The following is a 24,895-nucleotide window of genomic DNA, read 5'->3' on the forward strand; positions in this document are numbered from 1 at the left end:
GTGATGACTGATCCAAACATGACCAAAGATCCGCTGGTCGAAATGCAAGATATCCACATCAGCTTTGGCGGTGTGAAGGCTGTTGATGGCGTATCCATTGATCTTTATCCCGGCGAGGTGGTTGGCGTGCTGGGCCATAACGGTGCGGGCAAATCAACGCTGATCAAAATTCTTTCCGGTGCCTATCAGGCCGACAGTGGCGAGATCATTGTGGATGGCAAGGAAGCCAAGATCGAGAACGCGCGTGACGCACGCGACAACAATATCGAAACGATTTATCAGAACCTGGCACTTGCCGACAATCTTGACGCCGCCCAGAACCTGTTTCTCGGACGTGAAATCACCGACAAGTTCGGGTTTCTTGATGATGCCGCCATGGAACACAAGGCGCGTGAAGTTCTTCATCGCCTGAACCCGAACTTCAAAAAGTTCACCTCCCCCGTGTCTGCCCTTTCGGGCGGGCAGCGCCAGTCGGTCGCGATTGCACGTGCCTTGCTGTTTGAGGCACGCGTGTTGATCATGGATGAACCCTGTGCGGCCCTTGGCGTTCATGAAACAAAGATGGTCGGCGAACTGATTGACCAATTAAAGCGTGACGGTTTGGGTATTTTGTTGATTAGCCACGATCTTCATGATGTGTTTGACCTTTCTGACCGGTTGCATGTCATGAAGAACGGAAAACTGGTTGGCAGCGTTAGAACCGAAGATGTCACACATGACGACGTACTTGGGATGATCATTCTGGGCAAAATGCCCGAGCACCTTCTGCATCTGGCTGGCCCCGGCGCGACCAATGCAACGGGTGCCGCGAATGGCACCACCCACAGATAAACAAGCGAGACACCGAGATGACCACAGGCTTCCCCATCAACGCCCAAGACATCCTGCCCGATGACGCAAGTAATGCCGTCCTGATCGGGCGCATCTGGGACCCGCGCGTTTCCGGACCAACACCGGTGCTTCTTGATGGTGAAACGCTGCGCGATATCAGCAGTGTCGCACCGACCGTCAGCGAAATCCTTGAACTTGATGACGTTCTGGCAAAGCTTTCAAATCCGGCAAGCTTCCCGACTGTCGCCACACTCAGTGATATTCTGGACCAGTCCCGTCCGGGGGCTGATGAAAACACCCCGCACCTTCTGTCCCCCAATGATCTGCAGGCGATCAAGGCAAGTGGCGTGACCTTTGTGGCAAGCCTTCTTGAACGCGTGATCGAGGAACAAGCACGCGGTGACTCAAGCAAAGCCGATCAGATCCGCACCGAAATCACCGGCATTATCGGCGATGACCTCTCACAGATCGAACCGGGCTCGCAAAAGGCCGCCGATATCAAAACCGTGCTGCTCGAAAAAGGCGCCTGGTCGCAATATCTTGAAGTCGGCATTGGCCCGGATGCGGAGATCTTTACCAAGGCACCGGTCATGTCGGCTGTCGGGCATGGCGCGCATGTCGGTCTGCACCCGATTTCAACCTGGAACAACCCGGAACCCGAAGTGGTTCTGACCGTGACGTCAAAGGGCAAGATCGTCGGCGCCACACTTGGCAATGACGTCAACCTGCGCGATGTCGAGGGGCGCTCTGCCCTGTTGCTCGGCAAGGCAAAGGACAATAACGCATCCTGTGCGATTGGCCCGTTCATCCGCTTGTTTGACGGCAAGTTCACGCTGGAGACTGTCAAATCGGCAGATATCGCCATGGCTGTTGATGGGCCCGAGGGCTATCACCTTGATGCGGTCAGCTCCATGAGCCAGATCAGCCGCACGCCCGAAAGCCTTGTTTCACAGGCGATCGGCAAACATCATCAATATCCGGATGGCATCATGCTGTTCCTGGGAACGATGTTTGCCCCGACCGACGACCGGGGTGGTGCCGGCAAGGGCTTTACCCATGAAATGGGCGACCTTGTCAGCATCTCGACGCCAAGCCTTGGCAAACTGGTCAATCAGGTCGACCGATCAGATGCCATTAAACCCTGGACGTTCGGGATCAGCGCGTTGATGAACAACCTTGCGCGTCGCGGATTGCTCTGAGCGCGGGCACAATTAAATTGCCCGAACGGGCATGCTAACAAGGATACTGATCAACCACATGATGCGCCGTACAGAAAGCGAAACACCGCGCCAGCCCTCTCAGACGGCGATCTTGCGCTATCTGCGCATGCATGGCCCCGCTGCGCGCATTGATATCGGTACGGCAACCGGACTAAGCCCTGCGACTGTCACGTCGCTAACCGCAGACTTGATGGCGCAGGGTTTGGTAAAGGAAAGCGAAGGGAGTAACAATAACGGCACCGCGAACGGCAATGGGACTGGCAACGGTACTGGCACCACGCGCGGCCGTCCCAAGGTCTTGCTGGATCTGGTGCCAAATGCGGCCTGCGTCATCGGGGTCAAAATCACCATCAATCTGATCGAAATTGCGCTGGGCAATTTCAAGGGCGAGATTGAACGCAGCATAGAACACTGCATCAATACCCGCGACCTTGGCGCAGAAGAACTCACCAGAACCCTGATTGCGTTGATTGACCGGTTTCTTGAAAAGAACCGCGATTTCTGCGTCCATCCGCCCGCGGGCATCAGCATCGCCATTCAAGGGGTGACTGATAGCAACAGCGGCGAGATCATCTGGTCGCCAGCGCTCCGTCATCGCCATATTCCCTTGGTCAAATCACTCAGCGAACGATATGGCAGCGCTGTTCAGATGTCGAACGATGCAAACTGCATCGCAACGGCGATCTCGCAAAATACCAACCTGCATAATGATGGCGACTTTGCCGTGATCATGCTGGGCTACGGGATCGGTATGGGATTGGTTCTGAATGGCAAGGTCTATAACGGTGATTTTGGGACTGCTGCGGAATTCGGCCATACCAAATACCAACCTGACGGGCCGCTGTGCAATTGCGGCCGACGTGGATGTCTTGAGGCTTATATCGGGGACTATGCCATTCTGCGTGATGCACGCGGCGTGATTGACCTGCCCGATACCAATAACCTGCATCCCAGCGAAGACCAGATGATGGATCTGGTGGCCCGCGCCCGCCGCGGCGATACCGGTCTTGCCGAACTTTTCCGTCACGCTGGCAAGGTTCTGGGATATGGCATCGCCAACCTGATTGCCCTTCTGGGGCCCAAGCAGATTTTCATTACCGGATCGGGTGCCAGGGCATTCGACATGATGGAACCGGAACTCAGGCGCGGTCTGGACGAGGCACAGGTCCCGGAACTCAGCCGAAATCCGACCATCACCTATCTTCCGTGGGACAAGGATCTGGCCCTTCAAGGCGCAATTGGCCAAAGCCTGCTCAGGCATGATGAAAACATGTTTCAGGCCACCGCAACGGCCCGGGACTAACAAATCCGCGACTGACAAATCCGCGACTAACAAAAAAAGCCGCCCAAATGGGCGGCTTTTTCTTTTCAGCAAAGCTGTCGCGAAGAGATATCGCTTAGGCGATGTCTTTGGGCAGAACATCGGTCGGGATGTTCTGATAGCAAACCGGACGCAGGAAGCGACGGATCGCCATGGTCCCGACAGAGGTTGCCCCGAAGTTGGTCGATGCCGGGTATGGTCCGCCATGGACCATGGTGTCGGATACTTCCACACCGGTCGGGAAACCGTTGGCCAGAACGCGGCCAGCCTTGTGTTCAAGGATCGGCAGAAGCGAACGAGCATCTGCCGCGTCGGCTGCATCAAGATGCAGGGTGCAGGTCAACTGACCTTCAAGCGATTTGGCAATCTTGCGCATTTCGGCAACGTCCTTGACGCGAACGACAAGGCCGAGCGGACCAAAGACTTCTTCGCCAAGCTCATGGTTGGCAAGCCAGTTTTCACCGGTGGTCTCAAACAGATACGGCGTTGCATTGCGCAGGTCACAAGACGTGGTCAGAACTTCTTTGACACCCGAAGTCGCCGCCACACGCTTTGCACCGGCGCGATAGGTTTCTGCCATGCCATCGGTCAGCATGGTTTGCGGACCAACACCCGAAAGACCTTCCTTGGCGGCGGCAACAAATGCATCCGCATCCGGACCTTCGATCACAACTGCGATCCCCGGATTGGTACAGAACTGGCCGGCACCCATGGTCAGCGACCCTGCCCAGCCTTTACCGATTTCTGCACCGCGCGCCTTGACAGCAGCCGGCAGCAGGAACATCGGGTTGACCGAACCAAGTTCGCCAAAGAACGGGATCGGTTCCGGACGGGCAGCACACAGATCGTAAAGTGCACGACCACCGCCAAGCGATCCGGTAAAGCCAACCGCCTTGATCAGCGGGTGCTGCACCAGGCTTTGGCCAACATCGCGTTTGCCGCCCTGGATCAGGCTGAACACACCCGGATGAACACCGCATTTCTTGATGGCAGCGTCAATTGCCTGGGCAACAATTTCACCGGTACCCGGATGGGCCGAGTGGCCCTTGACCACGACCGGGCAACCCGCAGCCAGTGCCGATGCGGTATCACCACCTGCGACCGAGAAGGCCAGTGGGAAGTTGGACGCACCAAATACGGCCACCGGACCAATCGGACGCTGCATCAAACGCAGGTCAGGACGCGGCAACGGTGCACGATCCGGAAGGGCTTCGTCATAACGACGATCCAGATATTCGCCATCAAGGATGTGGCTGGCAAACAGGCGAAGCTGACCAACGGTACGGCCGCGCTCACCCTGAAGGCGTGCTTCGGGCAGGCCGGTTTCCTGGGTACCGATTTCGGTGATTTCATCGCCACGCGCGTCGATTTCATCCGCAATGGTGTTGATGAATTTCGCGCGCTCTTCGCGGGTTGAATAGCCGTAAGTCCAAAAGGCTTCTTCGGCGGCCTTTGCGGCCTGATCAACCAGGGCGGGTGTACCAACCGGGAAGGTGTTGGCCGGGCCGTGGGCCGGCTCGGACTGGAAGGTCGTCTCGCCAGCGACCCATTCACCGGCAATCAGATGTTTTCCTGTCAGGGTATAAGACATTTCAATCGATCCTCTGGAATGCGTGGATAGGGGTAAATTGATTACATGAAGGTCAACGTAACCGCGATTTTACTGACTTGCCAGCCATTCCTCATACTTTTTCTGATTCTCTTCTTTGGTGCAGGGATAAAGTCCGATAATTGACGCCCCATTGGCCACTTGTTCAATCACAAAGGCCTCGTAACTTTCCATGCCTGCACAGGCATCGGCGATCTCGTCTGCCAGATGTGCGGGGATCACCATGACCCCGTCCGTATCGCCAACAAGAACGTCGCCCGGGAAGACGGCAACATCGCCGCACGCGATCGGAACGTTGATATCAAGCGCTTCGTGCTTGGTCAGGTTGGTCGGGGCTGACGGACCGGCACAATAGGCTGGCATGTCAAGTTCGCCGATCCCCTCGGCATCGCGGAAACCGGCATCTGACACGATCCCGGCACCACCGCGCACAGCCAGACGTGTAACGAGGATCGACCCGGCCGATGCCGCAGACGCATCCTTGCGACCATCCATCACCAGAACATGGCCCGGCGGGCAGGTTTCAATCGCAACACGTTGCGGATGGTCTTCGTTGCGGAACACCTCGATCGGGTTGCGGTCTTCACGTGCGGGGATATAGCGCAGCGTAAAGGCCTGCCCGACCATGTTTTTCTTTTTCGGTGCCACGGGCCGGACACCCTGAATGAACTGGTTGCGCAGGCCCCGCTTGTAAAGCTGGGTGGCAACAGACGCCGTCGAGGTGCGCATCAGTTTTTCGCGCGTGGCATCAGACAATACATATTCCGTCATGGTCGGTGTCCTTAGAAAATGTCAGGTTCGCCGGCAGTTTTGCCGAAATCGGTTTCAAGGAAGTCAAAATCGCAGCCCTGATCGGCCTGGGTCACATGGCGCGAGAACATGTAGCCATACCCGCGTTCGAAACGCGGTTCTGGCGGTGTTAGGGCCTTGCGTCGCGCTTCAAGCTCTTCTTCGGGGACGAGCATATCAAGCGAGCGATTTGGCAGATCAAGGCGGACAGTATCGCCATTTTTCAGAAGTGCGAGTGGCCCACCGATGTAGCTTTCCGGGCTGACATGCAAAACACACGCGCCGTAAGACGTGCCAGACATGCGGGCATCGGAAATCCGCAACATGTCACGATGGCCCTGTTTGATCAGCGCCTTGGGGATCGGCAGCATGCCCCATTCCGGGAAGCCGGGGCCGCCTTGCGGACCGGCATTGCGCAGAACCATCACATGATCCGGCGTGATATCAAGGTTCTCGTCATCAACGGCCTTTTTCATTTCCGGATAGCTGTCAAACACCAATGCCGGGCCTTCATGAACATGGTATTTCGGATCGCATGCAGCCGGCTTGATCACCGCACCGTTCGGGCACAGATTGCCCTTAAGCACGGCAAGGGAGCCTTCCTTATAGACCGGGTTATCGAGCGGGCGGATGACATCGTCATTATAAACCACCGCGCCTTCAAGGTTTTCACCAAGGGTCTTGCCGGTCACCGTCATGCAACTGGTATCCAGACGATCTTCCATCTGCTTCATCAGGGCGCGCAAACCGCCCGCATAGAAGAAATCCTCCATCAGGTAATCCTTGCCCGATGGCCGGACATTGGCGATCAGCGGTGTGGTGCGGCCAAGCTCATCAAGGTCTTCAAGCTTAAGACCCACACCGGCACGTTTGGCCATTGCAATCAGATGAACCACGGCGTTGGTGGAACAACCGGTTGCCATGGCGACAATGGCAGCGTTTCGGCAGGATGCATCGGTGATGATCTGATCGGGTGTCAGGTCTTCCCAGACCATCTCAACAATGCGGCGCCCACAATCGGCCGACATGCGCTGATGGCCGCTATCGACCGCCGGGATCGAAGAGGCACCGGGCAAAGTCAGGCCCATTGAGTCGGCAATCGCCGTCATGGTCGATGCGGTTCCCATGGTCATGCAGGTCCCGGCAGAACGGGCAATCCCGCCCTGAATGCCAAGCCATTCTTCATCGCTGATATTACCCGCGCGACGTTCATCCCAATATTTCCAGGCATCAGAGCCCGATCCAAGGATTTTGCCCGCGTAATTACCACGCAACATTGGCCCGGCAGGCAGATAGATCATCGGCACACCGGCCGAAATCGCGCCCATCACGAGACCCGGTGTCGTCTTGTCACAGCCGCCCATCAGAACCACACCGTCCAGCGGGTGGGACCGGATCATTTCCTCGGTCTCCATGGCAAGCAGGTTGCGATAAAGCATCGAGGTCGGCTTGGTGAAGCTTTCATCAACGGAAAGCGACGGTAGTTCGACGGCAAAACCACCAGCCTGTGCAACACCACGTTTCACATCAACAACACGTTCGCGGAAATGCGAATGACAGGTATTGAGTTCCGACCAGGTATTCAGGACACCGATGATTGGCTTGTCGCGAAAATCGTCTTCGGAATAGCCAAGCTGCATCATCCGTGATCGATGGCCAAATGTCCGCAGATCGTCGGGGGCGAACCAGCGTGCCGATCTCAGGTCCTGAGGCTGTTTCTTACTCATTGTCTTATCCTCGGAATGTAAAACGCGACCATGCTTGCAACGGGCGGCACTCAGAAAGGCGATCTCCGGTCTTGAACGCAAACGCCGTGGCCTGAGGATTTCCGCCGCCGCTGACAGGCACAGAAAGATATTCACTTTTGACTGTTTGATATAGTAATATATTAGTGCATGTCGAGCAAGACGCCTGTATACAAATTGTGTGACCAGAAATGAATTGCGGGAACATCATGGTCGAAAACCTGTTCAAAGACGCACCGATCGCCAAAAAGCGCCTGCCCAAACTCAAGCGGGGCTCGGCAAGTACGCAGCTCCATGATTCTTTGCGCAAGCGCATCATCAATCTGGAACTTGCGCCGGGCCAATACCTGTCGCGGGCCGAAATCGCCGAAGAATACGGGGTCAGCCAGACACCGGTACGTGATGCGTTGCTCAAGCTTGAAGAAGAAGGCCTTGTTGACACCTTCCCGCAGTCCAAGACAGAGGTCTCGCGGATTGATGTCGAGCAAGCGCTGGAAACCCAGTTCCTGCGTCTGTCGGTCGAGCTTGAGGTCACCCGCCGTCTCGCCAATGCCAAAGACCCTGCCCTGACTGTCAAAGCGCACTCCATTCTTGCTCAGCAAAATGCGGTCAGTGCCGCAAACGATCTTGATACCTTTGGCAAGCTTGATCGCGATTTCCATTACGCGCTTTATGAGGCTGCCGGTGTCGCCCAACTCTATGGCGTGGTTGAAGCCAGGTCGGGCCATATTGACCGCCTTCGCAAGCTCAACCTACCCGACCCGGGAAAATCGGCATCCATCCTTGATTGTCACGCGCGCATTCTGGCCGCGATTGACAAGGGTGACGCCGATACCGCCTGCGAAGTCGTTCGCGAACATCTGATGGGAACCCTTGCCACCGTCGATGCCATCCGCGAACGCCATCCGTCCTTCTTCTAGGACGGCGCGGTTACCCAAAGTCGACCTAGCCGATCAGGCCGTTTCCTTTCATGAAGCTTGAAAGCTTTTCCTGCTGGGCCTCGGTCAACGGCCAGGCTGATGGCGGGCGCGTAGGACCGCAATCATCACCCAGTAACTTCAGGGCTGCCTTCACACCCGTCACGTTGGTGCCGTTCATTTCCTCGGCCCGGACTTCTTCAAAGGCCTTCATTTCGGCGATCAACTGGCGGGCTTTGGCAAAGTCGCCGGCTTCAAGGGCGGCGTGAATGGCCACGGAACGTTCCGGCCAGACATTGATCAGGCCCGAGGTAAATCCACGTGCGCCAACGGCATAGAATGCCGGTGCCCATGTTTCAGCAAGACCACCGACCCAGACGATATCCGGATCGCAGGCATGGATCGCCTCGGCCAGCTTCATCGGATTTGGCGTTGCCCATTTAACGCCAACAACACCCTCGACGGCACACAATTCCGTAATGGCCTTGGTGCCAATGGCATCGTTACGCAGATACAGCATCATCGGCAAACCACCGGACGCATCGGCAATCCGTTTGATGTAGTCGACAACACCGCGCGGGGCGACAAACGGGTCTGGCGGCTGATGGATCATTAATGCCTCTGCCCCGGCCTCGGCCGATGCCTTGGCAAGCGCACAGGCATCGCGCACACCGCGGCCAATCCCGGCCAGCATCGGCGCACGACCATCGAGCATTTCGGCAACCGACTTCGCCATCAAGATCGCCTCGTCGGTGGTCAGGGCATAAAATTCGCCGGTATTGCCATTCACAACCGGGAAATGGACCCCCGCGGCCAGCGCACGATCAATCACCGGCACAAGTTTATTGGGCGCGACATCGCCATTGTCATCATAGGGCGTGACAAGAATGCCCGAAATCCCCGACAAAACGGCGCGCAATTCAGTTTTTGAAAGTGCCATGGTTTCCTTATCCCCGTGCCGTGGCCCGCGCGCAGCAGATCAAATATCCGACTGACCGGCGGGACCATCTTGTAATATTTAATTACATCTTGAATAACAAGTATGCGGGGATATGGCAATTCCAATTATGCGCTTAAGACGCCGTAAAGCGCTGTTCAGGCAGACGTGTACAATTACACCTGTGCTGCAAACAGGTGATCATCAGAAAGTTACAAGTTGAAAAAGCCGCTTACAGGTCAGGCAAAGCGACGAAACAGACCACGCCGTTCGCGGCAGATCATGGTCAAACCGGCCTTGCGCGCAAGGTTCACCGCCGTCAATGTCGGGCCCGAAAGGGTTACAAGCCCGCCCACCCCGAATTGCACGGTCTTGGTGACAATTTCATAGGAACAGCGGCTGGTCATCAGAATGAACCCGCCGGTCGGATCGATCCCCTGTCGCGCCACCGCACCAAGCACCTTATCAAGCGCGTTGTGGCGTCCGATATCTTCACGGACCAGAACGATGTTACCGCTACCATCGACAAAGGCGCTGGCATGTAGCAACCCACCGCCTTCGCGGTTGCGGGTCTGATATTCCGGAAGTGCGTCAATCGCCCGCAAGACAACATCTTGCGTCATGTTGGATGGCGTGACCGTCCCGATCTTGTCCATCGCAACGGCTTCAAGCGATTGGACGCCACACAAGCCACAACCTGATCGGCCTTCAAGTGTGCGTTGCCGATCGGCAAGACGATCAAAGACATCTTCATGCAGGTCTGCTTCGATCACATACCCCTGCAGGGTCTTGCGCACGTCGCGCAGCGTGATCTGGGAAATGTCATCGGCAATGCCTTCGGAAAGGGCAAAGCCGACCATGAAATCTTCAAGGTCATGCGGTGAAACCATCATCACCGCGTGCGATTGACCATTGAATGTCAAAGCAGCCGGGACTTCCGGCTGCAACATGATCGGTGCGTCATCATTACCATCATCGCCTGACACGGCACGCGCAAGATCGACGTCGCGCCCGTCCAGAATGCGATTTTCCGATGGCTTAGCCATCATGCGGTTTCCTTGACCTTCCGGATTTTCGGCGCGGCCTTGATCACCAAAGGATGGAAGTCGGCCTTGCCTTCGGCGATCATGTCAAACAGCTGCTTGCGCATGCGCGGTTCCCAGAAATCGCTGATATGGTTGGCAACACCATCAACGCCCTCGCCCTCGGGCTGGGATTTGAAGAAGGTCGCGATCTGATTGGCCATATAGACAAGTTTGTCGGGTGCCATTGCGGTTCACTCTTTGACTGTAAACTTTGTATTCAAGCAGGAAGTGCTAGACATCATGCCAAGGGAGTATAGCACAATGTCTGGCTCGTTATCCTATTCGGCGGCATCGACGCGCGGTTTGATCCGACGCGACTGTTCGGCCTGACGATCATATTCGACCTGCCATTCGGTCGGGCCATTGGAGGACGAAACCTGAACCGCGGTAACCTTGTATTCCGGGCAGTTTGTTGCCCAGTCGGTATAGTCGGTGGTGATCACGTTGGCCTGTGTGCCCGGATGGTGGAAGGTTGTGTAAACCACACCCGGTGCGACGCGATCGGTAATGGTGGCACGAAGGGATGTTTCGCCCGACCGGGATGCCAGACGGATCCAGTCGCCTTCGCGAATGCCACGTTGTTCGGCATCGTGCGGGTGGATTTCCAGCAAGTCTTCCTTATGCCAGGTCGTGTTTTCCGTACGCCTGGTCTGTGCGCCGACATTGTACTGGCTGAGTATTCGTCCCGTCGTCAGCAGAAGCGGGAAGCGCGGGCCTGTACGTTCGTCGGTTGCGACATATTCGGTGACAACAAACTTGCCCTTGCCACGAACAAAGCCATCGATATGCATGACCGGGGTCCCTTCGGGGGCCTTGTCATTGCACGGCCACTGGACCGAGCCCTTTTCTTCCAGCAGGTCATAGCTGACTTTGGCAAAGCTTGGCGTGGTCTTGGCAATTTCATCCATGACCTGAGACGGATGGGTGTAGTTCCAGTCAAGCCCCATCGCACGGGCCAGGTTCTGGGTAACTTCCCAATCGGCAAAGCCGTTCAGCGGTGTCATCACCTTGCGCACGCGGTTAATACGGCGTTCGGCGTTGGTAAAGGTCCCGTCCTTTTCAAGGAAGGTCGACCCCGGCAGGAAGACATGCGCGTAGTTCGCGGTTTCATTGAGGAACAGGTCATGGACGACCACACATTCCATTGCTGCCAGACCGGCCGCGACATGTTTCGTATCCGGGTCAGATTGAAGAATATCTTCGCCCTGAATATAGATGCCCTTGAACGTGCCTTCGACAGCCGCATCTAGCATATTGGGGATACGAAGACCCGGCTCGTCATCCAGTTTGACACCCCAGATATCCTCAAAAATATCGCGGGTGGCACTGTCCTGAATATGGCGATAGCCCGGAAGTTCGTGCGGGAACGACCCCATATCACACGAACCTTGCACGTTGTTCTGACCACGCAGCGGGTTCACACCCACACCCGGACGCCCGATATTGCCGGTCGCCATGGCAAGGTTGGCAATCGCCATCACGGTGGTGGAACCCTGGCTGTGTTCTGTGACACCCAGACCATAATAGATCGCGCCATTGCCGCCGGTGGCAAAGGTGCGTGCGGCCTTGCGCATGGTTTCGCCGTCAACACCGATCATCTCGGCGATGGCTTCGGGGCTGTGTTTCGGATCGGACACAAAGGTTGCCCAATCCTGGAATTCGTCCCAGTCGCAACGTTCACGCACGAATGCCTCGTCAAACAGGCCTTCGGTGACAATAACATGGGCAAGTGACGTCAGAACCGCGACGTTTGTACCCGGACGCAGCGGGATATGGGCGACCGCCTCGATATGCGGGGAACGGACAAGGTCGATCCGGCGCGGATCGATGACGATCAGTTTCGCCCCCTGACGCAGGCGCTTTTTCAGGCGCGAGGCAAAGACAGGATGGCCATCGGTCGGATTGGCGCCAATCAGGATGACAACATCGGTATGTTCGACAGAATCAAAATCCTGCGTCCCGGCCGAGGTACCAAACGTGGTTTTAAGGCCATAACCCGTCGGCGAGTGGCAAACACGGGCACAGGTATCGACGTTGTTATTGCCAAACCCGGCACGGATCAGTTTTTGAACAAGGAAAGTTTCCTCGTTCGTGCAACGTGACGAGGTAATACCGCCCAGCGCACCCTTACCGTATTTGGCCTGAATGCCCTTGAACTTTTCTGCGGTAAAGCGAAGGGCTTCTTCCCAGCTGACTTCCTGCCAGGGTTCATCGACACTTTCGCGGATCATCGGGTTGAGGATGCGGTCCTTGTGATTGGCATAGCCATAGGCAAACCGGCCCTTCACACAGGAATGACCACGGTTGGCCTTGCCATCCTTATAGGGGACCATGCGGACAAGTTCTTCGCCGCGCATTTCCGCCTTGAACGAGCAGCCCACCCCGCAATAGGCACAGGTGGTGACAACGGAGTGTTCCGGCTGACCGATTTCAATGACCGATTTTTCCTGAAGCGTTGCGGTCGGGCAGGCCTGCACACAGGCACCGCAAGATACGCATTCGGAATCGAGGAAGTTTTCATGCATGCCCGGTGACACGCGGGATTCAAAGCCACGGCCTTCGATGGTCAGCGCAAAGGTGCCCTGCACTTCTTCGCAGGCCCGCACACAGCGCGAACAGACAATGCATTTCGACGGGTCGTAGGTGAAATACGGGTTGGTTTCATCCTTGGCCATATAGCGCGGGTTTTCTTCGCCGTTCTGGCGGACCTGAACGTGGTTTTCACCCTCATAGCCATAACGCACGTCGCGCAGGCCAACCGCACCGGCCATATCCTGCAATTCGCAGTCGCCATTGGCGGCACAGGTCAGGCAATCGAGCGGATGGTCAGAGATATAAAGCTCCATCACGCCTTTGCGGATTTTCTTAAGCCGTTCGGTCTGGGTATGGACAACCATGCCGTCAGCGGCCGGCGTCGTGCAGGATGCCGGGGTGCCGTTGCGGCCTTCGACCTCAACCAGACACAGGCGGCATGACCCGAATGCATCGACCATGTCGGTTGCGCAAAGTTTCGGGACCTGAATGCCTGCCTCCATCGAGGCGCGCATCACAGAGGTGCCTTCAGGCACGGTAATGTCCTTGCCATCAATGGTCAGGGTTACCGTCTTTTCGGATTTCTTGGCGGGGGTTCCGTAGTCAACTTCTTTGATCAAGGACATCGTTTCACTCCGCAGCTATATCAAGCGCGCGTGGCTTGAAGTCATCAGGGAAATGGGTCAGTGCACTTAGGACCGGATACGGCGTAAAGCCGCCCAGTGCGCACAGCGATCCGAACTTCATGGTTTCACATAGATCACGCAACAGCTCGATCTGCAATTCAGGCTGTTCACCGCGTTCAAGCTTGTCGACGACTTCGGTGCCACGGATCGAACCAATGCGGCATGGCGTACATTTGCCGCATGATTCAATTGCACAGAATTCCATGGCAAAGCGGGCCTGCTTCATCATATCGACCGTGTCATCAAACACGACAACACCGGCATGGCCGATCAGACCATCACGCTTGGCGAATTCTTCGTAGGCAAACGGCGTATCAAACAGTTCCTTGGGGAAATAAGCGCCCAACGGACCACCGACCTGAACTGCCTTGACCGGACGACCCGTGGCTGTCCCACCGCCGATCTGTTCGACGATTTCACCAAGGGTCAGACCAAAGCCGACTTCATAAAGCCCGCCATGTTTGACGTTCCCGGCAATCTGGATCGGGATGGTGCCGCGTGACCGGCCCATGCCGTAATCGCGGTAATATTCCGCACCCTTTTCCAGAATGACCGGCACAGAGCACAGCGAAATCACGTTATTGACGACAGTCGGTCGACCAAGGAAGCCTTCAAGGGCGGGCAATGGCGGCTTGGCACGGACAACACCGCGCTTGCCTTCCATGCTGTTGAGAAGCGATGTTTCTTCGCCACAGACATAGGCGCCTGCCCCCATGCGGACTTCCATATCGAACGCCTTGCCAGATCCAAGGACGTTATCGCCCAGAACACCGGCGGCGCGGGCGACCTTGATCGCCTCGTTCATGACATCAATCGCGGTCGGGTATTCCGAACGGGTATAGACGTATCCCTTGGTCGCGCCAGTGGCGAGGCCGGCAATGATCATGCCTTCGATCAGAACAAACGGTTCACCTTCCATGATCATGCGATCGGCAAAGGTACCACTGTCACCTTCGTCGGCATTACAGACGATGTATTTCTGGTCGCCTTTGGCTTCGCGGACGGTGTTCCATTTGAGTCCCGTCGGGAAACCGGCACCACCGCGCCCGCGCAGTCCGCTGTCGGTGACGGCCTTGACGATTTCCTCGTCCGTCATCTTAAGCGCGTTTTCAAGCCCCGTAAGGCCATCGTTAGCGCGATAATCGTCAAGCGATACCGGATCAACAATGCCGCAGCGCTGGAATGTCAGGCGCGACTGGCTTTTAAGAAACGGGATATCCTGGGTGCGGCCGAGATACAGCTTGTGTGGGCCGCCAGTCAGGAAGTCGGCCTCAAACAATGCGTCGATGTCATCGGTACTGACCGGGCCATAGGCGACCCGCCCGCGCGGGGTTTCGACCTCGACCATGGGTTCCAGCCAATACATGCCAAACGAGCCGTTGCGCACGATCTTGACATCCGAACCGGCCTTCGATGCCTTGGCGGCAATCGCGGCTGCGACGTCATCAGCACCCAATGCGACAGAACCGGAATCAAGTGGAACGTAAACCTTGATGCTCATGACCCCACCTTTTGAAGAATGCGATCCGCACTAACGCGGCCAACAACCTTGCCATCAATCATTGCGGCTGGCGCACAGGCACAGAGGCCAAGGCAAAAGACAGGTTCCAGCGTGATTTTGCGATCGGCAGTGGTTTGCGACCAGTCGACTTTCAAATGACGACGGATCTGATCGCCAAGCGCATCAGCCCCCATGGCCTGACAGGCTTCGGCCCGGCAGATCTTGATGACATGCTTGCCAGCTTTTTCTTCACGGAAGTCATGATAGAAGCTTGCCACCCCGTGGACTTCCGCCCGGCTGAGGTTCAGCTTCTTTGCAATTGTCTGAAGCGCGCCATCGGGGATATAGCCAAATTCTTCCTGCACCTCGTGCAGAATTGGCAATAACGGTCCTTCCAAAGTGATCAGTTGATCACAAATGGCAGCGACGCGGACATTCTGGTCCTCGGTCGTTTCCGACATGCAAGCCTCTCTCTCAAGCATGTTATCAAATTCTTGTTTATTATGAACATTGTCGGGCATTGTCCCGACCTGTTCAATAAAGCCATCCCGTTACGCGATAGCGAAAACCTATCAAGCGGTTTGCAGCTCCGATATTCGGGCGGCTTCTTTCAAAAGTGCCGAAACCACAGGGGTCGCAGGTTCGCGTTTTGCCGCGATCAGGCCAACCGTGTGGGTCGCATCCGGCTCAATAATCGGGATCGATTTGACCCGGTCGCGCATCCCGAAACTTTCGACCATTTTTTCCGGCATGATGCTGGCCCAGTTGCCCGTTTGCACATGGGTGAACAGCGCAATCATGGAATCGCTTTCAAGCGTCGCACTGACCTTTGCGCCAACAGCATCAAGATGCTGATCAATGATGCGGCGGTTCTGCATATCAGGTGTCAGCAGGCAAAGCGGCAGTTTGGCGGCCTCGCGCCATGTAATGCTGTCGCGCCCGGCCAGATCATCCATGTTGGACGTCACCAGATGATAGCGTTCGCGATACAGCGGAATAGCGGTGACACGCCCCAAGGGTTCATTGTCAAGATAGGTAATCCCGGCATCAATGCGAAGATCATCCAGCAATGCCTGAATTTCGACCGAGGTTCGCGACAGGATGGCAAAGCTGACATCGGGGTGCTTTTCGCGAAACGGCGTGGTCAGTTCATGGACCATTGCAAGGGCGGTCGGAATGACGGCAATCTGAACTTGCCCGGTCAGGCCAAAGCGCATGGCGCGCATTTCATCGCGCATGGAACGGGTACTGCCGACGATATGGCGCGCCCATTCAAGAACCCGTTCGCCTTCCGGTGTCAGTCCCTGATAGCGCGACCCGCGTTTGACCAGCACGACGCCAAGATGATCTTCAAGCTGGCGCAAGGCGCTTGAAAGGGTTGGCTGGGTCACGCCGCAATGTTCGGCAGCATGGCCAAAATGCTGCTCGCGGGCGAGAACCATAAACATTTCGAGTTTATCAATCATGGCGTATCCGGCATCGCAAGGCGGATGCTTTTTATGACGGTGATCGCAGTCCCGTTTTCGGGTCGCGGTATTATTGACTGAACACTCTATGTCGCGGGGAAGTGTTCTGGTTGCAGGATAACCGATTACCCCTTCGGGCATAAAGGTTATTCCTGCAACAGAACGCAGATCCGGGCCGGATGAACAGAGCCCGGATCTGCCCCTGACGCTTTGGCATGATGTCCCACTCATGCCCGGTTTTGCTGGAAAGTGGCACCGGCAAAACGGGCGCTGGCCATGGGTATGTTGGCCAGCGCCCCTGGTCAGGTTAGGCCTTGGACGGAGCCTCGCTTCCGCCAGCTTGCTGCGTTTCCATGTGATGCTTTTCATGGATCGGGCTGACCAGTTTGTTGGCGACCAGCGCAATCGCAAGCAAAGCCGCCATGGCATACATGGTGGTGTTATAGAGGCTTGAGGTCGGATCGACCGTCCCTGCCGGTGCGATTTCCATCAGACGCCCGATGGTCACCGTTTTGGCCGCAACCAGTTGGTCAAGCTGGGCAATACCGGCACCGAACTTTTCCTGGAAGGCCGCCGGATCCACCTTTGAGGCCAGATCCTTGATCGAACTTGTGACCGAGGCCTGACGCAACTGGGTGATGGCAAGCGGACCAAGAACACCGGCCGTGCTCCATGCGGTCAGAAGACGACCGTGGATGCCACCGACATATTTAGTGCCAAAGATATCGGCAAGATAGGCCGGAATGGTTGCAAAGCCACCGCCATACATCGTGAAGATGATCATGGTTGCGGCATAGAACATGACAAGCCATGTCACAGCCGGATTGATGCTGACCTGTTCTGCGGCAAACGGGATCGAAAGATATAGCGCGATGCCCAGAATAAAGAAGCAGTAATAGGTGTTCTTGCGCCCGATATAATCAGACATCGACGCCCAGAAGAAACGACCGCACATGTTAAAGACCGAAATCATGAACACATAGGTCGCTGCAAAGGCAGAGTTCACAACCAGAGGCAAGGTCGTGCCAAAAATTTCCGTCATCATGGTTTTGGCAACGCCAATCACCCCGATGCCCGCCGTCACGTTAAAGCACAGCACAATCCACAACAGATAGAATTGCGGGGTTTTAAGCGCCTGATCGATGTGAACGTTGGCATGCGTGATCATGCGTTTGGATGCGGCATCCGCAGTCGGCGGCGTCCAGCCAGCCGGAAGCCAACCTTCGCGCGGCACGCGATAGGAAAAGGCCGCGATGACCATCACGATGAAATAGGCAACACCAAGTGTAAAGAAGGTCGCAGCAGCACCGGTGTTACCGGTTCCGACAACATAAACGCCCTCTTCGATCGGCACCGGGGCCGAGGCAACCTGTGCGGCGCCTGCAACCACGACTTCAACCATCTGGCCACCAACTTCGGCCATCCGTTTGCCGCCCTCGGTCACGAGGTTTACGGCACTTTCCGGGCCAAGATATTCCGGCACCTTATAGAATGCCGATAGCAGGCCTTCCTTAATCGGGGTTGCGATCATCGCACCACCGCCAAAGCCCATGATCGCCATGCCGGTCGCCATACCACGGCGGTCCGGGAACCAGCGAATAAGCGTTGATACCGGCGAAACATAGCCAAGACCAAGACCACAGCCGCCAAGCGCGCCATAGCCGAGATACACCAGCCAAAGCTGATGGGTCATGATGCCAAGGCCACCGATGATGAAACCACCACCCCAGCAAAAGGCGGCAACGACACCAACCATGCGCGGGCCGACTTCTTCAAGCCATTTGCCGCCAAATGCGGCCGCAAGGCCAAGAAAGACGATGGCAACAGAGAAAATCCAGACAACGGATTGCAGTCCCCAGTCGCCGGAGCTTGCGCTGACCACGCCAAATTCCTTGATCAGTGGCGGGTTGAAGATGCTCCAGGCATAGACGGAGCCAATACACAAATGAATAGCAATAGATGCTGGTGGCACTTTCCAGCGATTGAAATCGTCACCAGCGACGATGTGTTCTTTTTTGAGCTTGTCAAACATAGCGATGTTGTCCTCCCGGTCTTTGGATTTTCCTTGCCCTTCCCCGTCGCACGATGGTCATGGTGCAGGGCAAACACGGTTAAATCCGGAACTCTCAACATCGCAATCGCCATGCCATTGCATAACAAGCGCCGTTTTCTGTCATTCTTCCAAACTGAAATGGACTGCTGCAGCGCACACGCATGGACAAAATGTCCACATCTTTTTTCGCGCATAACGTGCAAATGGACAAAATGTCCACTCGCAACCGCAGCAATTTCAATGCGATGCCCCAACGCGCGTTCCGGGTTTGGACAGGATTTTGGGGGATTGAAAAATCACGCTGCGATAACCCTTTTCATTGCGCGTACCGCTTTAGTAAGAAAGGGCGATGAGCCTGTTACCATCCGCTTACCCGCGAAGGACGCATATGAGCGACATCATCACAGACAGATTGATCATCAGACCCTTTGTTGAAGCTGATGCCGCAGAACTATTCGAGTACATTTCCAACCCGCGCGTAAACTGCTTTATGGATGACAAAGTCACAACGCTGGAACAAGCGAAGGCAAAGGCCCGGAAACGTGCAAAGGATAAGACGTATCTTGCGGTCTGCCTGAAAGAAACAGGAGCCTTAATTGGTGAGCTGTTGCTTCATCACGATGGCCCGGAACAAGCAGACACCTATTCCGTCGGCTGGAACTTCAACGAAAAGGTTGAAGGCAAGGGATATGCCAGTGAAAGCGCACAAGCCTTGTTTGAGCATCTGTTCACACAGCGCGACGCAAGAAGGCTTTATGCCTATGTCGAGGACAACAATTTCAAATCGCAGAAGCTTTGCGAAAAACTTGGCATGCGCAAAGAGGCTTGCTTTGAGGAGTTTATTTCGTTTGTTAACAACCCGGACGGCACACCCAAATACGAAAATACTTTTTTTGTATGCCATTCTGAAAAAAGAATGGCTGCAATAACCCGTGCTACTCATCAGCTTCGGGCAGCCAGATCATGAATGTGGTGCCCTTTCCGGGTTTGCTTTCCACTTCAAGCCCGCCACCCTGTCGATCAATCAGGGTCTTCGTAATCGACAGACCAAGCCCCGTCCCTTCGCGCCGTTTGGTGGTATAGAACGGATCAAAGATACGGTTCAGCACCTCGGCATCCATACCCGATCCGGTATCGCGCACCGTGATCAGAATACCCGGCAGGCCATCGCGGTCCTGATCAATATCGGTCAGGGTCAGTGTCCCGCGCTCGGACATGGCATGCAGGGCATTGACCATCAGATTGACCAGAACCTGTTGCAACTCGGTCCGGTTCATCAGAACCAGCCGGGTTGAATGATGTTCGCGCACAACATTGATATCGGCCCGGCTAAGCAGATGGGCGACCAGCGGCATGCAATCGTCTATCACCTCGGCCACGCTGTGGCGTTCGACATATCCGGCATATTCTTCGGGCTTGGCGAATTGCAGGAGCTTGGTGACGATCAGATTGATGCGATTAACCTGTTCATCAATCAGGCGGAATTCGGTATCGCCCAATTTGGCATGTTCGCCCAACAAATCACGGAGAACATCCAGGTTGCCCTGAAGCACGGCCACCGGATTATTGATTTCATGCGCGACACCGGCGGTGATTTCACCAATGGCCGCAAGCTTTTCGGACATGATCAATTGCCGGGTGGTGGCTTCGAGCTGGCGATTGGCTTCGCGCAGCTCGCTGGTGCGGGCATCAACCCGTTCGTTCAGCTGATCGTTCCAGGCGCGCAGGCGTTTATCGCGTTCCTGCACCTGATCGAGAAGGTCATCAAGATGGTCAGCGACAAGGGCGATCTCGTCCTGCACCTGATCAATATTGGTTCTGGCCGACAGATCGCCGTTTTCGACCCGACCAATGGTATTGGCCATGCGTTCAAGCGGTTTGAAAATACCCCGTGCCCAGCGCAGGAAGATCGGCACAGACAGGGCTGCGACAAACAAAAACGCCCCGATCAGGATCAGCAGGCTTTCATATTTGGTCTGGGCAAACGGGGCTTCAAGAAACCCGACATAAAGCATACCAACCCGTTTGCCATAGCTGTCCTTGATCGGCTCATAAGCCGAGATATACCAGTCATTGACCACAAAGGCGCGATCAAGCCAGACTTGGCCATCTTCAAGAACAGTTTTGCGCACCGCACTGGAAACCCGCGTACCAAGGGCGCGACGATCGGCAAACAGGCGGACATTGGTGCTGACCCGCACATCATCAAGGAAAAGGGTCGCCGTCCCCTGACTGCCTTCGGGCAGGCTGCTTTGGCGATAGACAAGATCGTTGATCGTATCGATGAAAGCCAAATTCTGGTTGAGCAAAATACCCCCGACCAAGGCCGCATTTTGCCCGTTTGGCAATTCGACATGACTTGCCGAATGCACAACCATGCCCCGCGTTTCGGCATTGCGTGTCGAGGGCACGGCATTGGGCGTATTAATCAGATCGAGATGGGCGCGTTCGGCCAGATCGGGCGAAATCGCCGCCAAGTCATTGTTGCTGAAAATATCAATGCTGGTCATCGATTGCCCGCGCAAGGCACTGGCAATCACCGGCCAGTCGGCATTGGGTTGGTCTGAACCTGTGCCACCCGGCGCGGGTGACAGATAAAGGAAATCAAGGCCAAGCTTGCTTTGGCGTTCCGCAAGCAGCCCGTCGACCTCTGCAGCATCACCGTTGGCAAGCACTTCGCGAAAGGCAACCGATTGGCCAAGTGCCTGGATTTGTTCGCCGGTATTTTCAAGGATATGCGTGAAGTACTGATGGGCAATCGTCAGATCGCCACTGACCTTTGATGTTAGCAGTGCGTCGAATTTGGTATTCCACCGCACCATCATCACGCCAAGCAACAATGGCAAGATCACAAGCGTTGGCAAAAGCGCAATCGCCAGCAATTTGAAACGAACGGATCTTGTTCTTTTGGCGGGGGGCTTGGTGGCGCCCGACAATGACGCGTCGGTCATTCCTGTTCCCAGCTTGCGCATTTTCGATCAATGGTCTTGCGCGATACCCCCAACCGTCTGGCGGCTTCGTTGCGATTGCCACTGGTCTTGTGCAACATCGCCAGAATGTGACGACGTTCCATCTCGTCCAATGTTTCATCACGGTCAACCGGCGATCCCTGATCGGCAAGTTCATCGCGGAATTCCTCCGGGAACTTGCCAAGAATAAGTGTCCGTTCAATCAGGTTGCGCAATTCACGCACATTACCCGGCCAGTCATACCGTGTCAGTCCGGCGCGCACAGCCGCATCCATGGGCACAGCACGCACGCCAAGCTGCTTGGACAGTTTGGTCATAAACAGCTCCGCCAGTTCAAGGACATCATCCCCGCGGGCCGAAAGCGGTGGCATTTCGATATGCATGACATTGATGCGATAAAACAGATCAGCGCGGAAACGTCCGGCGTCGACTTCGGCCTCAAGATCGGCATTGGTGGCAAAGATAAAGCGCAAATCAACAGGTGCTTCGCGTTCTGAGCCTACCGGGCGGACACGGCGGCTCTCAATTGCGCGCAAAAGCTTGCTTTGGGTCGCCAACGACAACTCACCGACTTCGTCCAGAAACAGTGTTCCGCCCTGCGCATGCATGAAAAGCCCATCGCGTGCGGATTGCGCGCCGGTAAAGGCCCCTTTGACGTGACCAAACAATTCCGCCTCGATCATCTCAGACGGAATGGCGGCACAGTTAATCGGCACAAACGGCTTTTCAGCGCGATCAGAAAGCGCATGCAACGAACGTGCGGTGACTTCCTTTCCCGTGCCACTTTCCCCCGAAATCAGAATGGATGTCGGAAGGGGTGCCACGCGGGCGATGGTTTCACGGATTTCCTGAATTTGCGGCGAATAGCCTATCAGCTTGTCACGCAGCAACACGTGATCGGACGTGGCGCGCAATTCGTGGCGCAGCACATGGTTTTCACGGCGCAACCGCATGCGATCCAGACAGCGCGCCACCGCGTTCAAAATCTGGTTGGAGCGAAATGGCTTCAGGACAAAGTCGACCGCACCGGCACGCAGCGCCTTGATCGCGGTATCAAGATCGGCATAGGCCGTCATCAGGATGGCGTCAGAGAAAAAGCCGATTTCGCGCTGTTCGGTCAGCCATTCCACCCCGCTTTTGCCGGGCATGATGTTATCAAGGATGACGACATCAAAATGGTGCTGATCAAGAAGGGCTGTGGCTTCTTCGCAGTCGGCGGCTTCTTCGACGCGTTTGGCACGTGGCCCCAAGGTACGGACAAGGAAATTGCGCATGCCCGGTTCGTCATCGACGATCAGGATGGATGCCTTTTCAAGCCACGGCCCAAATTCGGGCCCCGGCCCGCCATGGCTTGCGTCATTGCCGGCAGGCGGCGCTGCCCCATCTGACGCGCCCAGAACGGTCGATCTCATGATGTCCCTCCGATGAAACATGCTTTTTGTTTTTTTAAAAGCTTAGTTCAGCGGAAAGAGAAAAGCAAAACCGTTGGTGAGGGTTAGCTCATTCTGACACAGAAGTTACCTTCACCAACGAATGTGCAAAATACGGGTCAAGCCTGCTTGCGATGAATGGCAAATGGCGACCAGCTTTGGCTGACCGGCATGACTTCCAGCGAGTTGACATTCACATGCGCTGGCAAGTTCGCCACCCAGAAGATGCTTTCGGCGATGTCTTCGGGCTGGATCGGATCGGCACCACTGTAAAGCTTGTCATAGGCTTCCTTGTTGCCGCCGGTACGGACCAGCGTGAATTCGCTTTCACAAAGCCCCGGCTCGATCGAGGTGACGCGAACACCCGTTCCCGCAAGGTCACAGCGAATACCCAGTGAGAATTGCTGAACGAACGCCTTGGTCGCGCCATAGACATTCCCGCCCGGATAAGGCCAGTTCGATGCGATGGAGGCCAGATTAACAATCGCCCCTTTTCGTTCGATCAGCTTATCAAGCAGGATACGGGTAATGGCGACCAGCCCCTTGGTATTGGTATCAATCATCGTCATCCAGTCTGACAGATTGCATTCCTGTGCCGGACCGGTGCCAAGCGCCAAACCGGCATTGTTAACCAGAAGATCGATCTCGGCGAAGTCGGCCGGAAGGCTGTTAATTGCGTTCCGGGTTGCATCAGCATCCTGAATATCAAAGCAAAGTGCATGGGCAACCGATGCCCCACCGAGTTCATCGACAAGCGCGTCAAGCCGTTCGGCACGCCTGCCGGTTACGATGACTTTCCAGCCTTCCTTGACAAAACGCCGGGCCGTTGCCGCGCCAAAGCCAGAAGTTGCGCCGGTAATGAGTGCTGTTTTGGTCATGGGGAACTCCGGTGGTGTGAGTAGATGGTAAATGTCTTACAGACCAAGTGCGATGGTCTGCGCGAAACCGATAATGGCAATAAGAACGAGGCTGATGGCACAAACACGCCGCCAGGTGGTTGCCGACATGCGCCGATAGATCATCTCGCCGGGGAAATAGGCGATCATGGCAATCACCAGCAGCGGCAAGACAAGTGCGATGAAATCATCGGGCAACATGCCCGCGGCCGCCCGGGTGATAAATCCCAGCACATCGACCGCGCCGAAATAAATCGCAAGCGTGTTGCGCACCCGGACATCTTGCGTGCCACCGGCCAAAAGCCAGGCCGCAACCAACGGGCCGCCAACGGCAAATCCCGACATCAGAATACCGACCGAACAGGCCAGCAGTGCCCCGATAACAAAATGTCCCATCCATTTTGGCGGATGGTGCAACATGGCAACCAGTGCCGCCACCGCAATTGCAAGGTTGGTGGCAATCCGGATGGTCTGATCATCCAGTGCAAAGGCGACATACGGGCCAAGCACCGCCCCGAAAAGTCCAAAACTCAGCAGGATCGAACAGGCCCGCCAGTCGACCTTGGCCCGATCAAAATCACGCAGGATCAAGCCGGTCAGTACAATATCAATGATCAGGATGATTGGCGTTGCCGTTGCCGGGGCCAGCAAGCTTGAAAGACCAAGTGCTGCCAGCAATGCAAAGCCAAATCCGGTGACGCCACGAAACAGGGCGGCAACCGCGACAACCATACCAGACAAGATCAGTTCCATGGAATTCCTCGTTGTTACAGACCTGAATTACGCCACTGATGGCGTCGACAATAGAGCCACATCGTCCCTTTTGATGGAGCCACATAGCGATCTGGACCCAAATATTATCGAGTTCTGGCACTAACGCCATGCGAGGGGACGGGTTTAGCTAGCAG

20 protein-coding genes are annotated in these 24,895 nt (G+C 55.9%); 5 read left to right on the plus strand and 15 right to left on the minus strand.

The features are described 5' to 3' along the window. Window positions 1-3 precede the first annotated feature (3 nt). The 3 genes from IT893_RS13255 to IT893_RS13265 are packed head-to-tail and all read left to right on the plus strand — an operon-like array spanning window position 4 to window position 3,354. On the plus strand, window positions 4-831 hold the full coding sequence (locus IT893_RS13255; RefSeq protein ID WP_197145443.1) for an ATP-binding cassette domain-containing protein: 828 nt from the start codon (window positions 4-6) through the stop codon (window positions 829-831). A 17-nt stretch (window positions 832-848) separates the two neighbouring features. Then, window positions 849-2,030: a fumarylacetoacetate hydrolase family protein gene (locus IT893_RS13260; protein WP_008892003.1), complete on the plus strand. Its 1,182-nt coding sequence runs from the start codon at window positions 849-851 to the stop codon at window positions 2,028-2,030. 58 nt (window positions 2,031-2,088) lie between these two features. Next, complete coding sequence (locus IT893_RS13265) at window positions 2,089-3,354, plus strand: ROK family transcriptional regulator (protein WP_197145444.1); 1,266 nt, start codon at window positions 2,089-2,091, stop codon at window positions 3,352-3,354. Between the two features lie 94 nt (window positions 3,355-3,448). Here IT893_RS13265 and IT893_RS13270 read toward each other — a convergent pair whose 3' ends face one another. From IT893_RS13270 to araD, 3 genes are all read right to left on the minus strand, one after another. Next, a complete protein-coding gene (locus IT893_RS13270; RefSeq protein WP_120225326.1) occupies window positions 3,449-4,963 on the minus strand; it encodes an aldehyde dehydrogenase (NADP(+)) in 1,515 nt (504 codons plus the stop codon). Window positions 4,964-5,032: 69 nt separating this feature from the next. After that, window positions 5,033-5,752, minus strand: a complete 720-nt coding sequence (locus IT893_RS13275; RefSeq protein WP_008892000.1) for a ribonuclease activity regulator RraA — start codon at window positions 5,750-5,752, stop codon at window positions 5,033-5,035. Window positions 5,753-5,763: 11 nt separating this feature from the next. Next, window positions 5,764-7,497, minus strand: coding sequence for an L-arabinonate dehydratase (gene araD / locus IT893_RS13280; RefSeq protein ID WP_008891999.1), 1,734 nt, complete (start codon window positions 7,495-7,497; stop codon window positions 5,764-5,766). Window positions 7,498-7,724: 227 nt separating this feature from the next. Between araD and IT893_RS13285 the strand changes: the two genes are divergently transcribed. Then, window positions 7,725-8,435, plus strand: a complete 711-nt coding sequence (locus tag IT893_RS13285) for a GntR family transcriptional regulator (protein WP_197145445.1) — start codon at window positions 7,725-7,727, stop codon at window positions 8,433-8,435. A gap of 25 nt (window positions 8,436-8,460) precedes the next feature. Here IT893_RS13285 and IT893_RS13290 read toward each other — a convergent pair whose 3' ends face one another. From IT893_RS13290 to IT893_RS13325, 8 genes are all read right to left on the minus strand, one after another. Beyond that, complete coding sequence (locus IT893_RS13290) at window positions 8,461-9,372, minus strand: dihydrodipicolinate synthase family protein (RefSeq protein ID WP_197145446.1); 912 nt, start codon at window positions 9,370-9,372, stop codon at window positions 8,461-8,463. Window positions 9,373-9,608: 236 nt separating this feature from the next. Continuing rightward, window positions 9,609-10,418 carry a formate dehydrogenase accessory sulfurtransferase FdhD gene (fdhD, locus tag IT893_RS13295; protein ID WP_252723953.1) on the minus strand — a complete coding sequence of 270 codons (810 nt, stop codon included), beginning with the start codon at window positions 10,416-10,418 and terminating at the stop codon, window positions 9,609-9,611. Next, entirely contained in the window at window positions 10,415-10,639 is a 225-nt protein-coding gene (locus tag IT893_RS13300; RefSeq protein ID WP_063090392.1) for a formate dehydrogenase subunit delta, read from the minus strand. The genes fdhD and IT893_RS13300 overlap by 4 nt, the downstream gene beginning before the upstream one ends. A 93-nt stretch (window positions 10,640-10,732) precedes the next feature. Then, on the minus strand, window positions 10,733-13,612 hold the full coding sequence (gene fdhF / locus IT893_RS13305; RefSeq protein ID WP_197145447.1) for a formate dehydrogenase subunit alpha: 2,880 nt from the start codon (window positions 13,610-13,612) through the stop codon (window positions 10,733-10,735). Between the two features lie 4 nt (window positions 13,613-13,616). Then, a complete protein-coding gene (locus IT893_RS13310; protein ID WP_197145448.1) occupies window positions 13,617-15,173 on the minus strand; it encodes an NADH-quinone oxidoreductase subunit NuoF in 1,557 nt (518 codons plus the stop codon). Beyond that, on the minus strand, window positions 15,170-15,634 hold the full coding sequence (locus IT893_RS13315) for a formate dehydrogenase subunit gamma (protein WP_064781958.1): 465 nt from the start codon (window positions 15,632-15,634) through the stop codon (window positions 15,170-15,172). Before IT893_RS13315 ends, IT893_RS13310 begins: the two co-directional genes overlap by 4 nt. A 111-nt stretch (window positions 15,635-15,745) precedes the next feature. Next, a complete protein-coding gene (locus IT893_RS13320) occupies window positions 15,746-16,639 on the minus strand; it encodes a LysR family transcriptional regulator (RefSeq protein WP_197145449.1) in 894 nt (297 codons plus the stop codon). 307 nt (window positions 16,640-16,946) lie between these two features. Further along, complete coding sequence (locus IT893_RS13325; RefSeq protein ID WP_051007672.1) at window positions 16,947-18,671, minus strand: OFA family MFS transporter; 1,725 nt, start codon at window positions 18,669-18,671, stop codon at window positions 16,947-16,949. 409 nt (window positions 18,672-19,080) lie between these two features. Here IT893_RS13325 and IT893_RS13330 point away from each other — a divergent pair, with 409 nt between their 5' ends. Beyond that, a complete protein-coding gene (locus IT893_RS13330; RefSeq protein ID WP_252723954.1) occupies window positions 19,081-19,659 on the plus strand; it encodes a GNAT family N-acetyltransferase in 579 nt (192 codons plus the stop codon). Here IT893_RS13330 and IT893_RS13335 read toward each other — a convergent pair. From IT893_RS13335 to IT893_RS13350, 4 genes are all read right to left on the minus strand, one after another. Continuing rightward, window positions 19,628-21,643, minus strand: coding sequence for a cache domain-containing protein (locus tag IT893_RS13335; RefSeq protein ID WP_197145450.1), 2,016 nt, complete (start codon window positions 21,641-21,643; stop codon window positions 19,628-19,630). The two genes, IT893_RS13330 and IT893_RS13335, sit on opposite strands and share 32 nt — an antisense overlap. Beyond that, window positions 21,640-23,073, minus strand: coding sequence for a sigma-54 dependent transcriptional regulator (locus IT893_RS13340; protein WP_197145451.1), 1,434 nt, complete (start codon window positions 23,071-23,073; stop codon window positions 21,640-21,642). Before IT893_RS13340 ends, IT893_RS13335 begins: the two co-directional genes overlap by 4 nt. 137 nt (window positions 23,074-23,210) lie before the next feature. Then, a complete protein-coding gene (locus tag IT893_RS13345) occupies window positions 23,211-23,969 on the minus strand; it encodes an SDR family oxidoreductase (RefSeq protein WP_197145452.1) in 759 nt (252 codons plus the stop codon). A 36-nt stretch (window positions 23,970-24,005) separates the two neighbouring features. Further along, a complete protein-coding gene (locus tag IT893_RS13350; protein ID WP_197145453.1) occupies window positions 24,006-24,740 on the minus strand; it encodes a TSUP family transporter in 735 nt (244 codons plus the stop codon). Window positions 24,741-24,895: the final 155 nt, after the last annotated feature.

The organism is Thalassospira sp. A40-3 (assembly GCF_015871485.1).
Classification (GTDB): domain Bacteria; phylum Pseudomonadota; class Alphaproteobacteria; order Rhodospirillales; family Thalassospiraceae; genus Thalassospira; species Thalassospira tepidiphila.